This is a genomic window from Enterococcus alishanensis, from assembly GCF_019218635.1.
Lineage (GTDB): Bacteria > Bacillota > Bacilli > Lactobacillales > Enterococcaceae > Enterococcus_A > Enterococcus_A alishanensis.
This window is the reverse complement of sequence record NZ_JAHUZB010000004.1, coordinates 250349-270155: the sequence shown is the minus strand read 5'-3', so window position 1 is coordinate 270155 and position 19807 is coordinate 250349. Positions and strand designations below refer to the sequence as shown.

The following is a 19807-nucleotide window of genomic DNA, read 5'->3' as shown; positions in this document are numbered from 1 at the left end:
TTAATAGGCAAAATCATCAATTTTGATGGTCTGTTTTCTTTCTTCAACAGTTAAGCCAGTTTTTTCTTCCCACCATTTTTTTAATTCTTTTTCGTAGGTACAAGGGAATTGCTTGGCTACTTCTAACAAAGGTTCTCCTTGCATTTTGGCATAAGGAAAGTTGAAAGCAAGATTGTATTTTAGCTCGGTCAATAAGCTATAATATTGGAACATCAAATACATCATTTCTTCCTCATCGTGCACAGCTAAAACGGTTGGTGCACGATCTAACATAAAACCAAAACTGCGCATCATAAATAAAACAGCTGGTAAATGTTCACTTTCGATGTCTTCCACTTCTTTTAAAATATCAATATGCAAGTCTAAGGCAGTAAGTAAATCTTTTTGCAATTCATCATAAGTCATAACAGACACCTCCTGATTGTTTAATTATCTTTAGTATAGCATAGCGCTTACATGAGAATTACTAAGAATTTGCATTTCACTGGGAAAATTGGTTTAATTTCCATAGAGCAATGTCGAAGGAGGCGTTTAAAAAATGGGAAAATTAGCTATCATCAGTGATTTGCACGCCGACATTAATCATTTTGAAACGATTGAATTAAATATATTATTGAATGTTTTGAGAGAACACGAAGTAACCTGGGTGCATTTTGCTGGTGACAGCGCCAATAAAATGCAGCGCACCTTGGAAATAAATCAAATTTTTCGTTTGTCTGGGATTGAAACGACTTTCAATTTAGGCAATCATGAAATGGCTGATATTCAAGGAGAAGAAATGATTGAGCATTATCCTGACAGTCATTTTTTAAATTTACGTTATTTACCTTTAAATGATAAAAAAGTTTTACTGGGCTTAAATGGCTGGTACGACTATGGCTTTTCTCAAAATCAAGATGTCGTAGAAAATATTGCTATCAAAAATCGCTATTGGTATGACCGAATGATTACACGAGATGGCAACGATCAGGAAGTTACCCAAAGAATCTTGAAGGAATTAAAACCAATTTTAGATGAATTAGCTGAAAAAAATTATCAAGTGGTGATAGCGACACATTTTGTACCTCAATCGGAGTTTATTGTCCAGATGACTGGTGAATATGCTGTTTGGAATAAAATGAATGCTTTTTTAGGAGCCGCCTCATTAGGAAAACTCTTAGACCAATATGATAATATTGAACAGGTTGCTTTTGGTCATACCCATCGGCGTTTTCCCGATAAGATCATTCACGGCACAAATTATAGTTGTCGACCTTTTGGTTATTTTTATGAATGGCAATTAACCCGCAATTTTATTTTGAGCAATCAATTGGCCGATAGTTTTGTGCCCATGAAAATGCGGCGAATTATTCGTGATCATCAAAAGGCTTTTGATCAATATAAGCATCGTTATCTAGCCGAAGAATTTGCGGCTTGTTTAACTTTTGTCGATTATTAAGTAGGAAGTGAAAAACATGCAAAAAGTTCGTAAAATAGTATCAGCAGCAGTGGAAACCACCCCTTTTCTACTTAGTAATTTGATTACGATAATTCCTTATTTTATGTATATTCATTTGTTAAACGGCCGACAAGTTATATCTGTCTTACCGTTCGTTTTATTTTATACTTTTCGTATGACAGGGATATTTTTATTAAAAGGGTTGAAGGAACCAATTGAAAAATATACGCTAATGATAGTTGCGCTACTAATCGGTAGTTTAGGCAGTATTTTTAGTTTGCTAGGAGAAGTTTATCCAACATTTTATTTAATCGGAGGAATTGGCTTAGGACTTTGTGCCGCTTGGTTGCCACCAGCCAATGTCAGTGTCCATTTTTATGAGAAAAAACAGGGTCAGGCGAAGATGCCTAACTGGCAATATTTATTGGTATTGCTATTATTAATTCCTTTGTTCTGGGGACTGACATTGCCATTAAGTAAGCAAATGTTGATTGTTCCAGCAATATTGACAATTTATTTTATTGCTGCTTATTATGGGATTCGTCGCCATCCTGATTATCAACTGGATTTTAAACATCTGTCACGGCAAATGTTTTCTCTTAGAGAATTTATTTATTTTGCGCTATTTTTTGTCATTTTATTTCTATTACGCAGTGGGCGATTAATGTTCAATGAATTTTATTTAAATATCGCGATTTTGGGGTTTACGCTGCTTTTTCTAACGCTTATTTTCAGTTTACAACGCAAGTATCAGCAGTGGGTATTGCCCCTTTGGCAAAATCTTATAACCTTTCTCAATGGAATCTTTGGTAATTTTATTATATTGTTTGGTTCATTTTACGTATCCGCTGTTTATGGTCGAGCGCAATTGGTTTATATGTTGTTTATTCCTTATGCGGTCGGTATGATTTTGGCTAGTTTGTTTGGTGAAAAAGTTCGGCGTAAGACAAATAAATCATTGCATAGTCAGTTGTTTGGTTTAGGAATCGGCTTATTATTAATGCTTATCCCGAGTTTCTTTTCATTAGGGATTTTTGTACTGACTTTCTTTCAAAAAAGTATCAATCAGTGGTTGAATCAACTTTACGATGAGAGCGATAAGATTCCAGCTAGTCGAAAATTTACGGCAAAATACGCTACTGCAAATTTAGGCAGTATTTTTCATCAATTTATGATGATGGTAGGCATGACTTTGGTGCTGTATTTACGCCATGATCCGTTACAAAGTATTCTATTGTATCAACAACAGCCAGTAGATTTTGTAGCTGTGATGACAATTATCAAACAAGTTTCAATTATTTGCTTGTTAATTGCTTTAATAATAGTGGAAAGGATTGAAAAACATGCGGTTAATCATTGATGGTGACGGTTCACCAGTTAAAGATACGACCATCGAAATTGCTGAAAAATATCATTTACCGGTGGTAATTGTCACTAGTATCGATCATTACTCCACCAAAGAATATCCTGATTTTGTTACCTTCGTGTATGTTGATCGAGGACAAGATTCAGCTGATTTCAAAATCGTTTCAGTCATCCAGTCACCAGATATATTGATTACGCAAGATTATGGCTTGGCTTCATTAACTATCAGTAAAGCTTTTGCCGTCTTGCATCAATCAGGGATGCGCTACACCAAAATGAATATCGATTCTTTATTGGAGCAGCGATTTTACGGCGCACAAATGCGAAAAGCGAATAAGCGTACAAAAGGGCCAAAAGCCTATACTGAAGAAGATCGACAAATTTTTCGAACAAATTTAGAAAAAATAATTCTAGAAAATGAAAGTCACTAGCTTAATTTAAAAAGGGAAAATCCTTACTAGCGCTAAGCAGACACGAAAAGTAACGAAGATAAGCAAAAAAAATTTATAGTCTAAGGTGATTTTGTGCTAAAATAGACAGGATCGAAAAAGTAATGGAGGATATGTTTTGAAAATAGTATTACTATACGGAGGAAAAAGTCCGGAACATGATGTGGCAATCTTATCTGCTTTTTCTGTAATTTCAGCAATTTATTTTGATTATTATCAAGTGCAACTGGTGTATATCTCCCGTGAGGGTCAATGGATCAAAGGACCGTTACTTACGGAGGCTCCTACAACAGATCAAACTTTACGTTTGTCTTGGGATCCTTCTGGTAATGAAACGATTGGCTTTAGCGGAAAATTAATCGCACCTGGCGATATCAAAGAAGAAGATGCGATTGTCTTTCCAGTTTTACATGGACCAAACGGTGAAGACGGTACGATTCAAGGTTTCCTAGAAACAATTGATATGCCTTATGTCGGAGCCGGTGTCATGACTAGTGCCAATGCCATGGATAAAATTATGACTAAATACATTTTACAAGCTGCTGGCATTCCACAAGTTCCATTTGTTCCTGTTTTAAAAAATCAATGGAAAGAAAATCCTAAGCAAGTGTTTGATAAGTGTGAAGGTACTTTGTTGTATCCAATGTTTATTAAGCCAGCTAACATGGGTTCTTCGGTAGGTATTACCAAAGCAGAAAATCGGGAAGACTTACAAAACGCTTTAGAAGAAGCTTACCGATTTGATTCACGGGCATTAGTTGAACAAGGTATTGATGCGCGAGAAATTGAAATTGCGATTTTAGGTAATGATGATGTTCGCACGACTGCACCTGGTGAAATTGTTAAAGAGGTCGCTTTCTATGATTACAACGCGAAATACATTGACAATAAAATCGAAATGGTTATCCCAGCTGATGTGCCAGCTGAGGTGGTTGAGTCTACCCAAAAATATGGTAAATTAGCCTACACTATGTTAGGTGGTAGTGGTTTATCTCGCTGTGATTTCTTTTTAACAAATAAAAATGAACTCTTTTTGAACGAATTAAATACGATGCCTGGATTCACTGAATTTAGTATGTATCCTTCTTTATGGGAGAATATGGGACTAAAATATGGTGATTTAGTTGAAGAATTGATTCAATTAGGTTTAAAACGCTATCGACAAAAAGCGAATTTCGAATAAAAAGTTGGCAGTTGTTTTTTTAACAATTGCCAATTTTATACATAAGAATAAGTCAAAAGGCAAATGGTTTAATCGCTTTGAGCGGTTGTTTTAGGAGGACAAGCATGAATTTTACAGTCAAGATTGTGGCGACGGCTGTTTTAGGTGAATTAGTCGGTGACGAAGAAACTAGAGTAACTGGAGCAGAGTTTGATTCGCGAAAGATCACTCAAGGAAATTTATTTGTCCCGTTGCAAGGAACAAATGACGGTCATGATTTCGTCGATAAGGCGATTGAAAATGGTGCTAGTGCCGTTTTATGGAGTAAAGATGCCAGTTTAGCGCCATCAGAAATTGCTGTTATCTTAGTAGAAGATGTGTTGAAGGCTTTTCAGTCGTTAGCTAGTTATTATTTATTGGAAGAAAATCCTGATGTGATTGGAATTACCGGTTCAAATGGTAAAACAACCACCAAAGATATGACCGCAGCTGTTTTGAGCCAAAAATATCAGACGTATAAAACTCAAGGAAACTATAATAATAATATTGGTTTGCCTTACACTATTTTGCATATGCCTGAAGGAACCGAAAAATTAATATTAGAAATGGGCATGGATCATGCTGGCGAGATTGATATTCTTTCTGAGTTGGCCCAACCAGACGTTGCGGCAATCACGATGATTGGTGAAGCCCACATCGAAAATTTAGGTTCTCGTGAAGCAATTGCAGAAGCAAAATTAGAGATTGTCCACGGTTTAATCGATGATGGCTTGTTAGTCATTCCTGCAGAAGATGCCTTATTGAGTACCCGAGTAGAAAATTTTGTCCAAAAAGTTGAAACTTTTGGGATTGGAGCTGGTGACCTTTCAGCAAACATTGTCGAAGAAACAAAAAATCACACTGTTTTTGAAGTTGATCAAGCTACCTATCAAATTCCGATGCCTGGTAGTTACAATGTCAAAAATGCGTTAATCGCACTTGCTATTGGACGCTGGTACGGACTAGCTGCTGAAGAAATTAGCCGTGGTTTAGCTTTAGTAGAAATCACTCAAAATCGGACTCAATGGTTGAAGGCGACAAATGGTGCGGATATTTTATCGGACGTTTACAATGCGAATCCAACTGCAATGGGCTTGGTTTTAGATACATTTAGTAAATTACCAACAAATGGTCGAAGAATAGCTGTTTTAGCTGATATGTTGGAATTAGGACCAGATACCAATCAATTACATGCTGAAATGGCGAATCATATTAATGAAGCGTATCAAGTACTTTATTTATATGGTGCTGAGATGATTTATTTAAAAAACCGTTTGGCTCAAACTCAGCCTAGCTTAACCGTGCATTATTTTACTAAAGAACAAAAGGCTGAAATGATTGCCCAAATTTTACAGGATTTACAGCCAGAAGATAGCATTGTTTTAAAAGGTAGTAACGGCATGGGGTTGTTAGAAGTGATTACAGCTTTGTAAAATAATAGTGTAAACTTGCAGAAAGCGAGAATTTGTGCTAATATTTTATAGCCGAAAGATGAAGTGATAATTATCATTCAAATAAATTTTTTGGAGTGAGATGACTAACTTGTTGTCTCACTCCAATTGTTTGCAAGATAGATTTGTAGATAAAAAGGTGGAACAAACTCATTTGTCCTGCCTAGTTGACTTCTAGCGATTTTTCGGTGGTATCACAAGGAATTGACTGATGGGACCAGTCAGTGCGTTGGTTAGATACGACAAATACGCTGAAAAAAAGAGTCAAAATTATTAGGAGGATTTATATTTGAAATTTACAGAATTACAGTTACCAGATACGTTACTAAAAGCGATTGAGCGCGCTGGCTTTGAGGAAGCAACACCGATTCAAGCCCAAACCATTCCATTGGCTTTAGATGGCCGTGATGTAATCGGTCAAGCCCAAACAGGAACTGGTAAAACAGCTGCTTTTGGTTTACCAATGTTAACTAAAATCGATGCCAGTCGTCAAGAATTACAAGGATTAGTGATTGCTCCAACTCGTGAGTTGGCTATCCAAACACAAGAAGAATTATTCCGTTTAGGTCGCGACAAAAAAATTAAAGTGCAAGCTGTTTACGGTGGTGCTGATATTGGTCGCCAAATTCGTGGCTTGAAAGATCGTCCACATATTGTTGTGGGTACACCAGGTCGGATGCTTGACCATATCAAACGTCATACGCTAAAACTTGAAACTGTTGAAACATTAGTTTTAGATGAAGCTGACGAAATGCTAAACATGGGCTTTTTAGAAGACATCGAAAGCATTATTAGTAAAGTCCCAGCGACACGCCAAACCTTATTGTTCTCAGCTACAATGCCTGATGCAATTAAAAAAATCGGCGTGAAGTTTATGAAAGACCCAGAACACGTAAAAATCAAAGCCAAAGAAATGACAGCTGACTTAATTGATCAATATTACGTACGGGCAAAAGATTATGAAAAATTTGACATCATGACTCGTTTATTTGATGTTCAAACACCTGAATTAGCCATTGTTTTTGGCCGGACAAAACGTCGTGTAGATGAATTGGCACGTGGTTTAGAAGCTCGTGGTTACCGTGCTGAAGGTATCCATGGTGATTTATCACAACAAAAACGGATGAGCGTTTTACGTTCATTTAAAAATGGAGACTTAGATATTTTAGTGGCAACTGATGTGGCTGCCCGCGGATTAGATATCTCAGGTGTGACACACGTTTATAACTATGATATTCCTCAAGATCCAGAAAGTTATGTTCACCGCATTGGTCGGACTGGTCGTGCTGGTAAAGGTGGGATGTCAGTAACTTTCGTAACACCAAACGAAATGAGTTACTTACATGTTATCGAAAACTTAACGAAAAAACGCATGACAGCTTTACGTCCACCAACTGAAAAAGAAGCATTCAAAGGTCAATTAGGTGCAGCGATTGAAGAAATTGAAAAACAAATGGAAGAAAAGCATAATGATTTAGAAAAATATGCTGACTCTGCCAAAGATTTGTTAGCTACTTATTCACCAGAAGAATTAACTGAATTGCTACTTAAAGTGATGGCTAAAGATCCATCCGATGCTGTTCCAGTTAAAATTACACCAGAACGTCCATTACCAGCCAATAAAAAAGGCGGTGGTGGAAACTATCGTGGCAAACGCAACAATAGTGGTGGTAATCGTAACCGCGGTGGCGGCAGTGGTGGTGGCAACAAAGAAAACTACCGTAAAGATCGCAAAGATGGTTTCAAAGACCGCGATCGCAAAAATAAAAATTATTCAAATCGCAAACCTAAAAGCAACAATAATCGTCCCAACGATAAAAAACGTGGCTTTGTGATTCGAACAAATAACGATTAATCAAGAAGCTGTGCCATTTATTTGGCACAGTTTTTTTTATATAAGTGACACTTTTGTCATAAGTTCAGATTAATTTTGCTAGGAGATTTAATTTGAGGTAAAATGAAACATAGTATTTTAAAGAGTTTTTATGACAGACTAGTGATAACCAGTTAGAAAGGTTAGAATAAATGATTAAAGGTATTGGAATTGATGCTGTCGAATTAGCAAGAATTGAAAAAATTATTGAACGACGGCCGCATTTTATTTCACGAATTTTAACACCAGGAGAAATCGAATTATTTGATGCCCACATTAAACAACGCCAAGTTGAATTTCTGGCCGGTCGTTATGCTTGTAAAGAAGCTTTTTCAAAAGCTTGGGGAACAGGGATTGGTGAAATCAGTTTTCAAGATTTAGAAATTTTAAGAAATCAAAAAGGCTCCCCGATCTTTACTAAATCTCCCCATCCTTTGGATCAAGTCTTTGTGACGTTGACTCATACTGAAGAGATTGCGATTGCGCAAGTTTTATTGGAGAGATAGAAAGAAGGTCAAACAATATGGTAGTCACCTATCATCGGCCAACACGGGCAATTATTCACCGTAAGGCAATTTTTGAAAATATAAAAAAAGAAGTCAAACGATTACCAGCAGGAACCGAGATGTTTGCGGTAGTTAAAGCCAATGGCTACGGACACGGTGCGGTTCCAGTGGCTCAGGCAGCACTGGCAGCTGGCGCGGCAGGTTTTTGTGTCGCAACTTTAGATGAGGCAATTGAATTAAGAGAATCGGGCATTATTGAACCGATCTTAATTTTAAGTGTAGTTTTTCCTAGTTATTTATCGGTGGTTTTAGATTACGATCTATCGATTACCGTAGCGACTAAAGAATGGTTAGTGGATGCTCAAGATATATTAGAAACTTTTGGTGAAAACCATCCTGTTAAAATACATCTAAAAGTTGATAGCGGCATGGGAAGAATTGGTTTTCGTGAAGAGCCTGATTTAAAAGAAGCCATCGACTTGCTAGAATCTTCTGATAAAATGGAATGGGAAGGTATTTTTACTCATTTTGCGACTGCTGATGAAGTTGATCAAAGCTATTTAAAAAAACAAGCCAGTCGTTTTAAAACAATGCTAGAAAATTTAACAAAAATGCCTCGTTACATCCACGCTAGTAACAGTGCCACCACTTTATGGCATGAGGATGAAATGTTGGGTAATGTCATTCGCTATGGGGTAGCAATGTATGGATTAAATCCTTCTGGTGATGTTTTAACGGAACCTTATCATTTGAATCCAGCTTTAGAATTAATTTCTGAAGTGATTCAAGTCAAAGAGTTACCAAAAGATGAAGGTATCGGTTATGGTAAAACATATACGACAAAAGAAAGTGAATGGATTGGTACAGTTCCAATTGGATATGCCGATGGTTGGGTCCGCAAAATGCAAGGATTTTCATTGTTGGTAGATGGTCAAGCTTGCGAAATTGTCGGTCGGGTGTGTATGGATCAATTAATGATTCGTTTGCCAAAGAAATATCCAGTGGGTACAAAAGTAACGTTAATTGGTAAAAATGGCGGTAAAGAAATTACCATGCAACAAGTTGCCGATTATTTAGAAACGATTCATTACGAGGTTGCTTGTCTGCTTTCAGAACGTGTACCGAGGATGTATCGAGAATAGGGGGTTAGGGTTAATGGTTAAACGCGGCGACATTTATTTTGCTGACTTGTCTCCAGTAGTCGGTTCAGAGCAAGGCGGCATTCGTCCAGTATTAGTTATTCAAAATAATTTAGGCAATCATTTTAGTCCGACAATTATTGTCGCGGCAATTACTGCAAAAATGGCTAAACCAAAATTGCCAACACATATCGGCATTGAATCGGATGGTACAGGCATTGAAAGAGATTCAGTCATCTTATTAGAGCAGATTCGGACAATTGATAAATGTCGATTGAAGGAAAAAGTATGTCACTTGGAAAAAGAAGTGATGGAAGAAGTCGATGCAGCATTAAGAATCAGTGTCGGTATTGAAACAATGACAGTTTTACCATAAGAATATATACATAGTTTAAAATAGTGAGATAAAGGAGGGTTTATGTGAAAAATTTATTGAAAACTTCAGCTCAGCGACGCATTTCAATTATTGGTATTTTACGAGATTTTCATGATTGGCAAGATCCTAATCTACTGGCAAATTTATTAGATTGTACACCGAAAACGATTTTGACTGACGTCGATGCGATTAATAGTGATTGGGGCGACAAAATCGGGATTGAATATTCTAAAGCAAAAGGCATTCGTTTGGACAGTACGATGCAAAATAAGATTCGCCCATTGGCCCATGATATCATGGAGGAATCTGAAAGTTTCCAATTTTTAGAAAAAGTATACTTTGAACCGGAACAAGATGCTGAATACTGGATGCGAGAACTATTCGTCAGTGAAGCGACTTTTTATCGAATGATTCGCCTAATTGATGATGTTTTAGAAAAACGAGATTTGGTATTGGAACGCAAACCATTTCGCATTACTGCTAAAGATGAGCGTTGGGTCCGAATTTTTTACACACAAGTTTTTATTGAAAAATATGGCTTGGATAAATTTCCTTTTGACCTAGATATGCTGAAAGTTCTAGATTTTGTTACGGCAGCAAGCGAGACTTTTAATGTGCATTTAAGTGATCGCAAAAAAATGGAGTATGGATTCTTGGCAGCCGTTGGAATTATTCGAACAGCACAAGGCTTTTATAATCAAAACAAAGAAGTATTCACCGATGAAGTAATGTCAGCACTAGAACCACTACGTCCTTTAGCCGAAGCAGCGATCGCAGATTCTCGTTATCATACTGACGATAATTGGTATACAGAGGTCAGCCACTCACTCTTTTTAGATTACTTTATCACTTGTCACGATGGTGGCAGTATGAAAAAAGATGCAGATGCTTTTGTTAATCAATTAGTCGAATTTTTTGGCACACCAATTAGTGAACAAAGCCGCACGAAAATTGTGCAAAGCTTTGCTCAGATAAAGCGCTCTTACGATATATATCCCCATAGTCGAATGATTTTATTTAATGACGATGCTTTCTTTTCAAGAACCGCACAAAACTATTATCCTCACTTTTCAAAATTGGTTCAGCAGTTACTGAGTGACTTAGAAAAAAATACCATTTTTCCATGGTTCACTAGTTTTTATTTTAAAATTTTACGGGTCGTCTTTACCGATTGGGGAGAATTGACCCATCATCTAGATGTTTATGCTACCAAAGCCAAAATTTTAGTGGTTAGCGATTCTGGTAATGAACATGGGCAAATGGTGATGGAATTAATCAAAAGCCGTTTTTATTATCGGGTAGAGCTAAATTTATATGAAGGTTCTGTTTGGGAATTTGCGGAAGAATTGGCAAAAGCTGAAAAATACGATTTAGTTGTTACAAATTTTGTAGTGAAGGATTATCCTTATGAAAATAGCTTGATGGTAGATGATTTTTTAACAGAAGTTGACTTTGAGCAGATTAATGAAGTGATTAAACAGGTGAAATAGCAACAATATTAAAACCGATTATCAATATTATTTAACACTGTAACAAATGGAAATTGATCATAGTCAGAAACCATAAAAATAAAAGGCTTTACAAACATCGAACTGTTTGTAAAGTCTTTTATTTATTCTGCGGGTAATATAACTTCGATATCATTTTCTAGGCAAGCTTTTTCAAGATCTAACGGTAATTTTGCATCGGTTATCAAGACATCTATTTGATTTAATGTTAAAGCTTCACAAAAGAAAGCTGTTGAAAATTTTGAACTATCTACTAATAAAATCGTTTTTGCTGTTTTTTTGTGGAAACTCTTTTTGACTAACGCTTCTGACTCAGTCAAATCGGTGATGCCATGAGTATTTATTCCTTTGCAAGATAAAAAGAGTAAGTCGGCATTGTGTTCTTCAATATATCTTAAAGCGTGATAGCCATTTACACTGGATCTTTTAGAATAGACTTCACCACCCGTTGAAAAAATTCGATTATTGGTTTCTTCAGATAACATGTGAGCAGTCAACAATCCGTTAGTTACAATGGTGAGATTATTGAAATAGCTTAATTTTTGCGCTAAGTAAAAGCAAGTGCTGCTGGAATCTAAGAAAATAATTTGATTTTCAGAAATATAATCCAGTGCCAGTGCAGCGACGATTGCTTTTTTGTCGCCATTATCTAAATTGGTGACGGAAATAGGCCGTTCAAGATGGGCATCTTTTACATAAAAAGCACCTCCGTTGACTCGCTCGACATCTCCTCTTTTTTCTAACTGAGTTAGATCTCTCCGAATAGTTGCTTCACTGGAAAAAAATTGTTTGGCTAAGGAAGAAACAGTTTGAAATTTCTTTTTCGCTAAAACGTCTAGTATTTCTTCTTGTCTTTTGTGTAATTTCATCCGCTAGACCTCTTTTTAAACTATTATCCCAAACCACTTGTTCAATATCAATCAAATAAGCAAACAAAAATGCTCGAATAGCAACTTTACGGGAGGATATTGTTTATATGTTTGCAAAGGATATACTTTATTTGTAAATAAAATTTTGGAGGTAGATACGATGCTTTATACGATGAAAGACTTATTAAAGGTGGCAAAGGAGAATAAATTTGCCGTTCCAGCATTTAATATCAGCAGTTTTGATATTTTAAAATCGATTATTGAAACGGCTGAAGAAACAAATTCTCCGGTGATTTTAGAAATTCATCCGTTGGAGATTGATTATGTTGGCGATAATTTTGTTTCAGTAGTTCAAGAATATGCTTTAAGAAGTCAAGTTCCTGTGGTTATTCATTTAGATCATGGTGCTGATATAGAAAATGTGACACGAGCAATTAAAAATGGTTATACATCTGTGATGATTGATGCTTCCCATGATTCACTTGAAGACAATATTGCAATTACGAAAAAAGTTGTTGAGATGGCGCATTCAGTTAATGTTTCAGTAGAAGCTGAAATTGGAACGATCGGAAATAATGGTAGCTCTGAAGGTGGCAGTTCTGAAATTATTTATACTGATCCAGAACAAGCAATTTATTTTGTGAAAGAAACTGGCATCGATACATTAGCGGTAGCAATAGGGACGGCCCATGGTTTATATCCAAAAGACGTAACGCCAAAATTAAATATTCAATTGTTAAAAGAACTAAATCAAAAACTGGATATTCCATTTGTTTTACATGGTGGATCAGGAAACCCTGACGCAGAAGTTTCTGAATCAGTGAAATACGGGGTTGCAAAAGTAAATATTTCTAGCGACGTCAAAAGTGCTTTCTTTGCTGAATTAAGTAAACAGTTGGTAGAGAATCCAGATGTTTATGAACCATTTGAGGTTTATACTTCTGCCAATGAAGCAGCTAAAAAAGTTGTGAAACATAAATTTACGGTGATGAATACAATTGGTGCAGCAAAATATTATAAATAATCTATGGAGAAGTCTTTTTGCAAAGAGACTTCTTTTTTTGCTCCAAAATGTTCGTAATCGAAAAAATGACCACGCTTTCTTGATTGCCATTCAACATTCGCGCCGTATATTGATTGGCAATGAACAAATATATAAAATCAAACTAGATAAAAACAAGGAGGATTTAAAATAATGCAGAATGAATTTTGGTTTATCGTAGGTAGTGTTGAATTTTACGGCGAAGAAGCCTTATCACATGTTCGCGCTCATGCTGAAGAAATGGTTGATTATTGGAACAGTAATCAAGTTTTTGAATTTCCTGTGAAATTAAAAGAATTAGGTATTTCCTCCAGTAATATTGAGAATCTTGTATTAGAAGCCAATTATCGAAAAGAAGTCAAAGGTGTCATTTTTTGGATGCATACTTTCTCTCCAGCTAAATCTTGGGTGAAAGGCTTAAAAAAATTGCAAAAGCCAATGTTGCATTTAGCTACTCAATATAATGAAGAATTGCCATGGCAAACAATTGATATGGATTTTATGAATTTAAATCAAAGTGCCCATGGTGACCGCGAATTTTCTTTTATCAATAAAAGGTTAGACATGAAAAATAAAATTGTTGTCGGTTATTGGCAGGATGAAACAGTGATTGAACAAATCAATTGTTGGATGAACTTAGCAGAAACGACGGCTGTTTCTGAAAATATTAGAATTGCTCGTTTTGGTGATAATATGCGAAATGTTGCGGACACTGAAGGGGATAAAGTTTCTGCTTTAATCGATCTTGGTTGGGAAGTTGATTATTACGGTGTCGGTGATTTAGTTGCTGAGATGGAGCAAGTATCAACAGCAGAAATCGATCAAGTATATCAAGAATATTTAACAGAATATGAAATATCTGATGAAAATAAGCAGTCTGAATTTTTTGAAGAACATACAAAAGAGCAAGCTAAAATGGAAATTGCTTTAGAAAAATTTCTTATTAAAAATAATTATCAAGGATTTACTTCAAATTTTGAAGATTTACATGGTTTGAAACAATTACCTGGTCTGGCTGTTCAACGATTGATGGTCAAAGGATACGGATTTGCTGGCGAAGGTGATTGGAAAACTGCTGCTTTGACATATTTACTTAAACATTTAGCAAAAAACAATCAAACAGGATTTATGGAAGATTATACTTATAACCTCAATAAAAATAACGAATACATTATGGGAGCCCACATGTTAGAAGTGGATCCAGTGTTAGCAAATGAAAAACCAATTTTGGAAGTGGCACCTTTAGGAATTGGCGGCAAGGAAGACCCTGCTAGATTAGTTTTTGGTGGAAAGGCAGGTTCGGGAACAGTCACTTGCATGATTCACAATGGAAATGAATACGAAATAATTATAAACAAGATTGAAGCAATTAATTGTAAAGCAGCTGATTCCCCTAATTTACCTGTAGCTTGTGTTTTGTGGAAACCATTACCAGATTTCAGCCAAGGAGTTCGAAAATGGTTAGAAGCAGGTGGTGGTCATCATACAGTTTATTCTTTAGCTTTAAATGCAGAGCAAATTACTGACTTATGTGATTTGCTAAATCTTAAATGGACGCTGATTAAATAAAACTGACTAAATAAACGAAGGAGCATGGCAAAATGAAAATTGGTATTGGATCAGATAGTAACGGCATCGCTTATCGTGATGATTTATTAAAATTTGTGAATGAATTAGGACACGAGGCAGAAGTTGTCTTGTTACAAGAAAATGAAGATTATCCAGATGTGGCTGTCGCATTAGGAAAGAAAATATTAAATCAAGAGTTTGATCGTGGCATTTTAATTTGTGGTACTGGGATTGGCATGGCAATTGCCGCAAATAAAGTCCCTGGCATCCGTGCGGCGAATATTACTGATGCTTACTCGGCTGAAAGAGCGGAGTTGAGTAATCATGCACAAATCATTACTTTTGGGCAACAAGTTTTAGGTTTTAATCTAGTAAAAGAATTAGTAAAAATCAATCTAGGTGAAACATTTGTCGATGGTCGATCAACACCAAAAATTGAACGCATCATGACTTATGAAAAAGAATTAAAAAATATTACGGTTAGCGGGATTAATTAATGACAACATTATGATTGCGTCGTTTAAGAGACCGGTATCAGATGACGGTGACTAATAAATATATCGGTCTGTTGATTGTAAAAAAATTGATATCAATCTGAAAGGATTATCGTTATGAAAAAAATAATGAATCATCCAGAAAACCTTGTGGCTGAAATGATTGAGGGAATTGTTTTATCTTTTCCCTCCGCTTACGAGCGCATTAATGATCAAAATGCGCTGCGTTATATTAACAGAAACGAAAAAAAAGTGAGTATCGTAGTTGGCGGTGGTAGTGGGCATGAACCAATGTTTTTCGGCTTTTTAGGAAAAGGTTTGGCGGATGCAGTAGCTATCGGAAATATGTTTACGGCACCAAATCCGTTGTTAGTTGTTGAAACAGCTAAAGCAGTCGACAATGGTGCAGGGATTCTTTTTCTATATGGTAATCATTCTGGCGATCTTTTAAATTTTGGTATGGCAACTGATTTATTGAGACTTGACGGTGTTGAAGTTGAAAATATCGTCGTTTCTGATGACATCGGCTCTTCCGATAATATGAATAAACAAGAGCGACGGGGCGTTGCTGGAATTGTTTTTGTCATAAAAATTTTAGGTGCCGCAGCTGAAAGAGGTTACAGCTTTTTAGAATGTTTACGTATCGGAAAAAAAGTCAATCAGCGACTTTATTCGTTAGGTGTTGGAATTAATCCGGGCATCAATCCATTGACTGGAAAACCTAATTTTGAAATAGCTGAAGATAAATTGGAATTTGGGATTGGTGTCCACGGTGAACCAGGAAAAAATCTAATCGATCTAATGTCGGCAGAAGAATTAAGCCGGTTGATTGTACAGAATCTTGGAAAAAATGAGGCTTTTAAAGAAAATGCCAAGATTGGAATTTTAATAAATGGGTTAGGTTCGTTCACTTTGATGGAAGAATTGTTGATTTCAAGAACCATTCTTCAAGAAACGCAAAAGATGGGCTTATCAATTGTTGATGTAGTCATTGGAAATTATTTCACGACCAATGATATGAATGGATTTTCGGTTTCAATTCTTGAGATGGATGATGAATTGATTGATCTATACCACGATGACTATTCGATGCCTTTTCAACAAATTGGAGGCAAAAAATGAAAACGATAACAATTAACCAATTAAAAGACATGCAGATATCCGTGGCAGATACAATTATTGAAAATCGAGAATATCTTGGTGAAATTGATCGGAAAATTGGCGATGGCGATCATGGAGAAGGGATGTATGTTGGGTTTTCAGCGGTAAAAAAGATGCTAGCACAAAATAAAAAGTATGAGACGGTTAGTGATTTTTATAAAGACATGGGCATGGCTCTCTTGTCTTCAATGGGCGGAGCTTCCGGCGTTCTTTTTGCCAGTATTTATATTTCTTTAGCAGAAGAAACAAAAGATGCGACACAATTAGAAGTGAATCAACTAATCAAAGGCTATAAAAAAGCGGTTGAATGTATAAAAAAACGTGGGGGTGCCTCAGCGGGCGATAAAACGATGGTTGATGCGTTAGAACCGGCAGTTAAGGCGATGGAAAAGAATTTTTCAAGAGAAGCTGATTTTGTGACGATTCTATCGACGGCAACCACGGCTGCTGAAACGGGGGTTTTGGCGACCAAAGAAATGGTTTCAAAACATGGACGCTCAAAAAATCTCTACGAAAGAACATTAGGCTTTCAAGATGCCGGAGCTACTTCGGTCGCATTAATTTTCGCGACAATGTTGGAATATGTTAGCGAGGTGGAAAATAATCGTGAGTAAGATTTATCTAGGCACTAATCTGAAAATGTTTAAAGGTTATCAAGAAACGCTTGAATACATTAAAAGGGTGAATGAAATCACCCAAAATATTTCCTCGGACATTCAAGTATTTGTGATCCCTTCTTTTTTAACAATTAGTGAAGCTATCGAAAAAACACAACAAAAAAATTGTTGGATTGGTTCGCAAAATATGGCTAGTATAGCAGAAGGTGCGTATACCGGCGAAATTTCGCCAAAACAATTAAAAGAAATTGGCGTCACCATCAATGAATTAGGACATTCGGAAAGAAGACAATTTTTTGGCGAAACCGATCAAGAGTTAGCTAAGAAAGTTAAAGCTTCCGTCGATTTTAAGATGCGTCCACTTTTATGTGTTGGTGAAAATGCATTGGAAAAAGACAGCAATGCTAGCTCTGCCACTGTCTTACGACAATTACAAATTGGTTTGGCAAAACTGACTGTTGAAGAACTAAAAAATGTCATGATTGCTTATGAGCCAGTCTGGGCCATCGGTGAAAATGGTGTACCAGCTGAACCAACGTATGTGGAAGAAATCCATCAAGTAATGCGTGATTGTTTAATGACTTTGGCTGGAGAAATCGGACAGGAAATTCCGTTGCTCTATGGCGGCAGTGTGAATTTAGCGAATTACCAAGAGCTTTTATCTAAAAAAAATGTCGATGGTTTATTTATTGGTCGAACAGCTTGGGAAATTGAAAAATTTAAAGAAATTATTTTATTCGCAAATAAAAATTATGTTTAAAACATAAGGAGGAAAAAAGATGGAATTACATGAAATGACCAGTCAAAAGCTTATTTTAGTCAATCAAAAATTGATCAGTAAAGAGGCAATCTTGAAGGAAATGATCGAGTTGTTTTTTGCTCAAGGAATTGTCGCTGATAAAAAAGCTTTTTTGGATTCAGTCCTGCAAAGAGAAGAAGAATCTGCTACCGGGATGGAAAATGGTTTAGCAATTCCCCACGGAAAAAGTTCAGCAGTTTTAAAACCAGCTTTTGCGGTGATGACTTTAGAAAACCCTTTGACAAATTCTGCTTGGGAATCTGTCAATCAAGAAAATCAAGTTGAAACTATTTTTCTTTTAGCAGTACCGGCAGATAAAGCTGGCAGCACTCATTTAAAATTACTTTCTGAATTATCTGTTCAATTAATGGATCCAAATTTTATCCAATCGATTCATCGAGCAACAACAGCGCAAGGAGTTTACACGATTCTACAAGATCGCGATCAAAAAAAATCTGAAGAAGATGCGGAACCAGTGGTTGCTACGGATAAATTTATTGTCGGTGTAACTGCCTGCACGACGGGTATCGCCCATACGTATATGGCTGCCGAAGCTTTGGAAGAAGCTGGAAAAAAATTAGGCGTCAAAGTGCATATTGAAAAGCAAGGTGCCAGTGGTATTGAAGATAGGTTAACCAAGGAAATGATTGCCCAAGCGGACGGCGTAATTTTTGCGGTAGATACTAACGTAAAAGAAAAAGAACGTTTTGCCGACAAACCTTTTGTTGAAGTAAAAGTTGCGGTGCCGTTAAAAAAAGCCGAATCATTATTAACGGAAGTTTTAGAAAATCCGCAAGGTAAAGTTAAAATTGCCAACAAAGTCACGGACTCCAGTAACGAGTCACAAGAAGAGAAAAAAGGCATCTATACGCACTTTATGACTGGTGTTAATTTTATGTTACCGTTTGTCATTGCCGGTGGAATTATCACAGCGTTAAGTTTTGCATTTGGGATTGAAGCCAGTGATCCAACGAGTGCATCTTATAATGTTTTAGCTGCTGCTTTAAATGAAATCGGTGGCGGAACAGCTTTAGCTTTAATGGTACCAATTTTAGCTGGTGGGGTAGCTTATTCCATTGCCGGACGTCCCGGGATTGCACCAGGTGTGATTGGCGGAATGTTAGCAAGTACAAGTGGCGCAGGATTTTTAGGCGGATTAGTCGGCGGGATGTTCGCTGGTTATCTGACAGCTTTTATTGTAAAACATTTAAAAGTACCAAAATCAATTCAAGCGTTATCAAATCTAATTATTGTCCCGTTACTTTCAGTTTTAATCACCGGACTAGTAATGAAATTTTTAATTGGTCAACCAATTGCAGCCTTAATGAATTTCCTTAATGATTGGTTAAATTCATTAGGTACAACGAATGGCGTACTATTTGGCATATTAATTGGCTGCTTCATGGCGTTTGACATGGGTGGACCGTTAAATAAAGCAATGGCAACATTTGCGATGGGGATGATGGCTAATGGTGTGTACGAACCAATTGCCGCTTGTATGGTGGCAGGAATGACGCCGCCGTTAGGAATTGCTTTGGCAACTGTTTTATTCAAAAAGAAATTCTCGCAAAAAGAAAGAGAAGCAGGAATGTCTTGTTGGATTATGGGTGCGTCATATATTACTGAAGGCGCAATTCCTTTTGCAGTCGCAAATCCCTTCCGAATCATTCCGAGTTTGATGGCGGGTTCAGCAGTCGCGGCAGCTATTTCAATTACTGCAGGTTGTGCTTCAAGAGCACCACATGGTGGAATTTGGGTAATGTTTATTCCAGGTGTAATGAATAATTTATTGATGTATATTGTTGCAATTGTTGCTGGTACGGTTGTAACCGGATTATTAGTAGGATTAGTCACAAAAAATCCTAACAAAGTATAAAAAATAAGTTAAACGATTACCGTAAAAATAAATTCTGTTTATCATAAACTATTCTTCTAAAATTGAAGGGTAGT

19 protein-coding genes are annotated in these 19807 nt (G+C 36.5%); 17 read left to right on the top strand and 2 right to left on the bottom strand.

The features are described from left to right. Entirely contained in the window at window positions 1-405 is a 405-nt protein-coding gene (locus tag KUA55_RS11600) for a hypothetical protein (RefSeq protein ID WP_218326480.1), read from the bottom strand. Window positions 406-538: 133 nt separating this feature from the next. On the opposite strand from KUA55_RS11600, the gene KUA55_RS11595 reads away from it, so the two are divergent. The 10 genes from KUA55_RS11595 to KUA55_RS11550 all read left to right on the top strand — a co-directional run bounded on the left by KUA55_RS11595 (window position 539) and on the right by KUA55_RS11550 (window position 11288). Further along, window positions 539-1438, top strand: a complete 900-nt coding sequence (locus KUA55_RS11595; RefSeq protein ID WP_218326479.1) for a metallophosphoesterase — start codon at window positions 539-541, stop codon at window positions 1436-1438. Between the two features lie 16 nt (window positions 1439-1454). Continuing rightward, window positions 1455-2798 carry a hypothetical protein gene (locus KUA55_RS11590; protein WP_218326478.1) on the top strand — a complete coding sequence of 448 codons (1344 nt, stop codon included), beginning with the start codon at window positions 1455-1457 and terminating at the stop codon, window positions 2796-2798. Then, the gene (locus KUA55_RS11585) at window positions 2782-3234 is read left to right on the top strand and encodes a YaiI/YqxD family protein (RefSeq protein ID WP_218326477.1); all 453 of its coding nucleotides are present in this window, start codon (window positions 2782-2784) and stop codon (window positions 3232-3234) included. Before KUA55_RS11590 ends, KUA55_RS11585 begins: the two co-directional genes overlap by 17 nt. Before the next feature lie 136 nt (window positions 3235-3370). After that, window positions 3371-4435 carry a D-alanine--D-alanine ligase gene (locus KUA55_RS11580; protein WP_218326476.1) on the top strand — a complete coding sequence of 355 codons (1065 nt, stop codon included), beginning with the start codon at window positions 3371-3373 and terminating at the stop codon, window positions 4433-4435. A gap of 104 nt (window positions 4436-4539) precedes the next feature. Continuing rightward, window positions 4540-5886, top strand: coding sequence for a UDP-N-acetylmuramoyl-tripeptide--D-alanyl-D-alanine ligase (locus tag KUA55_RS11575; RefSeq protein WP_218326474.1), 1347 nt, complete (start codon window positions 4540-4542; stop codon window positions 5884-5886). A gap of 307 nt (window positions 5887-6193) precedes the next feature. Next, window positions 6194-7759 (top strand): degradosome RNA helicase CshA, encoded by a 1566-nt coding sequence (cshA, locus tag KUA55_RS11570; protein ID WP_218326472.1) that lies wholly within the window; start codon window positions 6194-6196, stop codon window positions 7757-7759. A 170-nt stretch (window positions 7760-7929) separates the two neighbouring features. After that, a complete protein-coding gene (acpS, locus tag KUA55_RS11565; RefSeq protein WP_218326471.1) occupies window positions 7930-8283 on the top strand; it encodes a holo-ACP synthase in 354 nt (117 codons plus the stop codon). Between the two features lie 17 nt (window positions 8284-8300). Then, the gene (gene alr, locus KUA55_RS11560) at window positions 8301-9425 is read left to right on the top strand and encodes an alanine racemase (RefSeq protein WP_218326469.1); all 1125 of its coding nucleotides are present in this window, start codon (window positions 8301-8303) and stop codon (window positions 9423-9425) included. Window positions 9426-9438: 13 nt separating this feature from the next. After that, window positions 9439-9798, top strand: coding sequence for a type II toxin-antitoxin system PemK/MazF family toxin (locus tag KUA55_RS11555; RefSeq protein WP_218326468.1), 360 nt, complete (start codon window positions 9439-9441; stop codon window positions 9796-9798). Between the two features lie 44 nt (window positions 9799-9842). Beyond that, the gene (locus KUA55_RS11550) at window positions 9843-11288 is read left to right on the top strand and encodes an AcpB/EbpR/MafR family transcriptional regulator (RefSeq protein ID WP_218326467.1); all 1446 of its coding nucleotides are present in this window, start codon (window positions 9843-9845) and stop codon (window positions 11286-11288) included. 122 nt (window positions 11289-11410) lie between these two features. On the opposite strand, the gene KUA55_RS11545 is transcribed toward KUA55_RS11550, so the two are convergent. Further along, entirely contained in the window at window positions 11411-12175 is a 765-nt protein-coding gene (locus tag KUA55_RS11545) for a DeoR/GlpR family DNA-binding transcription regulator (protein WP_218326465.1), read from the bottom strand. A gap of 160 nt (window positions 12176-12335) precedes the next feature. Here KUA55_RS11545 and KUA55_RS11540 point away from each other — a divergent pair, with 160 nt between their 5' ends. The 7 genes from KUA55_RS11540 (at window position 12336) to KUA55_RS11510 (ending at window position 19733) form a co-directional block, all read left to right on the top strand. Beyond that, complete coding sequence (locus KUA55_RS11540) at window positions 12336-13199, top strand: ketose-bisphosphate aldolase (protein ID WP_218326464.1); 864 nt, start codon at window positions 12336-12338, stop codon at window positions 13197-13199. A 171-nt stretch (window positions 13200-13370) separates the two neighbouring features. Beyond that, window positions 13371-14786 (top strand): L-arabinose isomerase, encoded by a 1416-nt coding sequence (gene araA, locus KUA55_RS11535; protein WP_218326462.1) that lies wholly within the window; start codon window positions 13371-13373, stop codon window positions 14784-14786. Between the two features lie 32 nt (window positions 14787-14818). Beyond that, complete coding sequence (locus KUA55_RS11530) at window positions 14819-15283, top strand: RpiB/LacA/LacB family sugar-phosphate isomerase (protein ID WP_218326461.1); 465 nt, start codon at window positions 14819-14821, stop codon at window positions 15281-15283. Window positions 15284-15397: 114 nt separating this feature from the next. Continuing rightward, window positions 15398-16402, top strand: a complete 1005-nt coding sequence (locus KUA55_RS11525; protein ID WP_218326459.1) for a dihydroxyacetone kinase subunit DhaK — start codon at window positions 15398-15400, stop codon at window positions 16400-16402. Then, window positions 16399-17055, top strand: coding sequence for a dihydroxyacetone kinase subunit DhaL (gene dhaL / locus KUA55_RS11520; RefSeq protein WP_218326457.1), 657 nt, complete (start codon window positions 16399-16401; stop codon window positions 17053-17055). The genes KUA55_RS11525 and dhaL overlap by 4 nt, the downstream gene beginning before the upstream one ends. Continuing rightward, window positions 17048-17818 (top strand): triose-phosphate isomerase, encoded by a 771-nt coding sequence (gene tpiA / locus KUA55_RS11515; RefSeq protein WP_218326455.1) that lies wholly within the window; start codon window positions 17048-17050, stop codon window positions 17816-17818. Before dhaL ends, tpiA begins: the two co-directional genes overlap by 8 nt. A 19-nt stretch (window positions 17819-17837) precedes the next feature. Continuing rightward, window positions 17838-19733, top strand: coding sequence for a PTS fructose transporter subunit IIABC (locus KUA55_RS11510; RefSeq protein ID WP_246601495.1), 1896 nt, complete (start codon window positions 17838-17840; stop codon window positions 19731-19733). Window positions 19734-19807: the final 74 nt, after the last annotated feature.

What these genes read in the sequence shown, in the direction of transcription:
- KUA55_RS11600 (WP_218326480.1), bottom strand. Translation starts at nt 405, where the DNA reads ATGACTTATGATGAATTGCAAAAAGATTTACTTACTGCCTTAGACTTG.
- KUA55_RS11595 (WP_218326479.1), top strand. Translation starts at nt 539, where the DNA reads ATGGGAAAATTAGCTATCATCAGTGATTTGCACGCCGACATTAATCAT.
- KUA55_RS11590 (WP_218326478.1), top strand. Translation starts at nt 1,455, where the DNA reads ATGCAAAAAGTTCGTAAAATAGTATCAGCAGCAGTGGAAACCACCCCT.
- KUA55_RS11585 (WP_218326477.1), top strand. Translation starts at nt 2,782, where the DNA reads ATGCGGTTAATCATTGATGGTGACGGTTCACCAGTTAAAGATACGACC.
- KUA55_RS11575 (WP_218326474.1), top strand. Translation starts at nt 4,540, where the DNA reads ATGAATTTTACAGTCAAGATTGTGGCGACGGCTGTTTTAGGTGAATTA.
- acpS (WP_218326471.1), top strand. Translation starts at nt 7,930, where the DNA reads ATGATTAAAGGTATTGGAATTGATGCTGTCGAATTAGCAAGAATTGAA.
- alr (WP_218326469.1), top strand. Translation starts at nt 8,301, where the DNA reads ATGGTAGTCACCTATCATCGGCCAACACGGGCAATTATTCACCGTAAG.
- KUA55_RS11555 (WP_218326468.1), top strand. Translation starts at nt 9,439, where the DNA reads ATGGTTAAACGCGGCGACATTTATTTTGCTGACTTGTCTCCAGTAGTC.
- KUA55_RS11545 (WP_218326465.1), bottom strand. Translation starts at nt 12,175, where the DNA reads ATGAAATTACACAAAAGACAAGAAGAAATACTAGACGTTTTAGCGAAA.
- KUA55_RS11540 (WP_218326464.1), top strand. Translation starts at nt 12,336, where the DNA reads ATGCTTTATACGATGAAAGACTTATTAAAGGTGGCAAAGGAGAATAAA.
- araA (WP_218326462.1), top strand. Translation starts at nt 13,371, where the DNA reads ATGCAGAATGAATTTTGGTTTATCGTAGGTAGTGTTGAATTTTACGGC.
- KUA55_RS11530 (WP_218326461.1), top strand. Translation starts at nt 14,819, where the DNA reads ATGAAAATTGGTATTGGATCAGATAGTAACGGCATCGCTTATCGTGAT.
- KUA55_RS11525 (WP_218326459.1), top strand. Translation starts at nt 15,398, where the DNA reads ATGAAAAAAATAATGAATCATCCAGAAAACCTTGTGGCTGAAATGATT.
- dhaL (WP_218326457.1), top strand. Translation starts at nt 16,399, where the DNA reads ATGAAAACGATAACAATTAACCAATTAAAAGACATGCAGATATCCGTG.
- KUA55_RS11510 (WP_246601495.1), top strand. Translation starts at nt 17,838, where the DNA reads ATGGAATTACATGAAATGACCAGTCAAAAGCTTATTTTAGTCAATCAA.